The following is a 2,238-nucleotide window of genomic DNA, read 5'->3' as shown; positions in this document are numbered from 1 at the left end:
TCGCCGTAATCATGAATCGGCACCACATGGGGTTCCTGCAAACGCCCGGCAATACGGGCCTCCCGCTTCATCCGCTCCCGAAACACCGGATCGCGGCTAAAGGTGTCCGACATCAACTTCACGGCCACCGTCCACTCCTTGACGGTGTGCTCGGCCTCATACACCTCACCCATGCCACCACGGCCCAACAGCCGCTTGAGGTGATAAGGACCAAACATCGACCCCACCCGCGAGGCCTGACCGTCACTCATCCCAGATCCTCCAAACCAACCCCAGACCCGCCGACCATACCAACAAGTTTGCCCACATTCGCCCAGATCACCTATAACAACCGGCCTGCGACCCAGCGACCATACGGCCGGATGCCGGCGGAAACGACACACACCGACAAGGCCCTGTGGTGGTTGTCATGCGGCTTGGCCGCGCAGCGGTGCCGCGCTGTCGAAATGCTAGGCCGCGAAAGAAAAGCCGTGCACCGCAACCGTATTCGGCCTCGCGCCTAGACCTGGGTGGTATCGCCCGTTTTGTCGGCCGCGGCGATCCGAAACGTGAATTCGTGGTCGCAGATGCGGATGTGGTCACCGTCGTTGAGGGTGGCGGCCGAGCGGATCCGCTGGTGCCCCACATGCACGCCGTTCGATGACCGGAGGTCGTTGAGGATGTAGCTGGTGCCCGTGTCGACGATGACGGCGTGGTGCCGGCTGACGTTGGCGCCATCGAGGACTATGTCGTTGTCGCTTTGGCGCCCGATCCGGGTCGCGGCCGCCAGCAGCGGGTAGCGGCGCCCCGAGGCTTCGTCGAGATACGCGACGGCCTTCTGGCCCGGCACCTGGGTGCGCTGGTCGAGCACGGTGATCGTGCCGACGGCGGTGGTTTTCGCCGATTTCTTGGCGTCCAACGGATCCTGTCGGAGGATGAGCTCGTTGAGATCGCGCAGGGTTTGGCCGGGGTCGATGCCGAGGTCGTCGGCGAGGGTTGTTTTCACGCGGCGATAGGCGGCCAACGCGTCGGATTGGCGGTCGGTGAGGTAGTAGGCGGTGATCAGCTGGGCCCACAGCTGCTCGCGGTAGGGGTGTTCGGCGGTCAGGGCCTCGAGCTCGGCGATGATGTTCGCCGCCCGCCCGCACGCGAGTTCGGCTTCCGCCTTCGCCGTGTGGGCGAGCATCTTTTCCTCGGATAGCGAGGTGGCGTAGGTGTCGACGAACTGGAAGTCGCGCAGGTCGTCGAGGACCGGTCCGCGCCATTGAGCCAACGCATCCGTCAGGTGCCGGCTGGCCTGTTCGAAGCGGCCGGCGGCGGCCGCGTGCACGCCCGCGGTCTTCTCGGTGATGAACCGCCCGAGATCGCAAGCGTCCTCGGGGATGCTGAGTCGATAGCCCGGGGGCGCGGCCGCCAACACCGTTCGTGGATCGATCCCGGCGCCGCTGAGCAGCTTGCGCAGGTTGGACACGTAGGAGTGAATGCTGGCCCGTGCGCCCGACGGGGGCCGCTCCTCCCACACGGCGGTGATGAGCCGCTCGACGCCCACCGGACTGTTGCGATTGATCAGCAGCATGGCCAACACCGCTCGCTGCTTGGGCGTGCCCAACGGCACCAATGTGCCGTCAACGCTCATCTCTAACGGCCCGAGGAGGCCGAATTCGAGACGTTTGTCCGCCATCGCGCTTACCAGTCCTTCCGTCGTTCTGGTGAGTAGTTCGTGGATTCGGAAAAGGCCTGGGCCATCGCGTAGTAGGCGCCCCGGCGGTCCAGGAGCTCTGCGTGATTGCCTTGCTCGACGATCCGGCCAGACTGCACCACCAGAATGCGATCGGCGTCGCGGATGGTCGAAAGACGGTGCGCGATAATGAAACTCGTGCGATCCTGGCGCAGCTCACACATGGCGCGCTGAATGAGCGTCTCGGTGCGGGTGTCGACCGAGCTGGTCGCCTCGTCGAGGATCAACAGCTGCGGGCGGACAAGAAACGCGCGCGCGATCGTGATGAGCTGCTTCTCGCCGGCGCTGAGGTTGCCGCCGTCCCAGCCGACCCGGGTCTGGTAGCCGGCGGGCAGGGTGTGCACGAACCGGTCGACATAGGCCGACTTGGCGGCTTCTACCACCTCGTCCTCGCTGGCCTCGGGCCGCCCGTAGGCGATGTTCTCCGCGATCGTCCCGTCGAAGAGCCAGGTGTCCTGCAGCACCATGCCGATGCGCGAGCGCAGCGTTTGCCTGCTCATCGTGGTGATGTCGACCCCGTC

General features: G+C 65.5%; 3 protein-coding genes. All 3 read right to left on the bottom strand.

Features of this window, described 5'->3' with window-relative positions; all coding sequences use genetic code 11:
* On the bottom strand, positions 1-251 hold a 251-nt coding region (locus tag A5736_RS16300), incomplete at its 3' end, for a protein kinase (RefSeq protein WP_175611302.1).
* Between the two features lie 248 nt (positions 252-499).
* Positions 500-1,660, bottom strand: a complete 1,161-nt coding sequence (gene embR / locus A5736_RS16295; RefSeq protein ID WP_076126874.1) for an ATPase/transcriptional regulator EmbR — start codon at positions 1,658-1,660, stop codon at positions 500-502.
* 5 nt (positions 1,661-1,665) lie between these two features.
* A partial coding sequence (locus A5736_RS16290) for an ABC transporter ATP-binding protein (protein WP_139333360.1) occupies positions 1,666-2,238 on the bottom strand: 573 nt, incomplete at its 5' end.

Origin of the sequence: Mycobacterium sp. SP-6446, from assembly GCF_001954045.1 — a bacterium.
In the GTDB taxonomy this organism is placed as follows: Bacteria; Actinomycetota; Actinomycetes; order Mycobacteriales; family Mycobacteriaceae; genus Mycobacterium.
The sequence above is the reverse complement of the archived record's forward strand: the minus strand, read 5'-3'. Positions and strand labels throughout refer to the sequence as shown.

What these genes read in the sequence shown, in the direction of transcription:
- embR (WP_076126874.1), bottom strand. Translation starts at nt 1,660, where the DNA reads ATGGCGGACAAACGTCTCGAATTCGGCCTCCTCGGGCCGTTAGAGATG.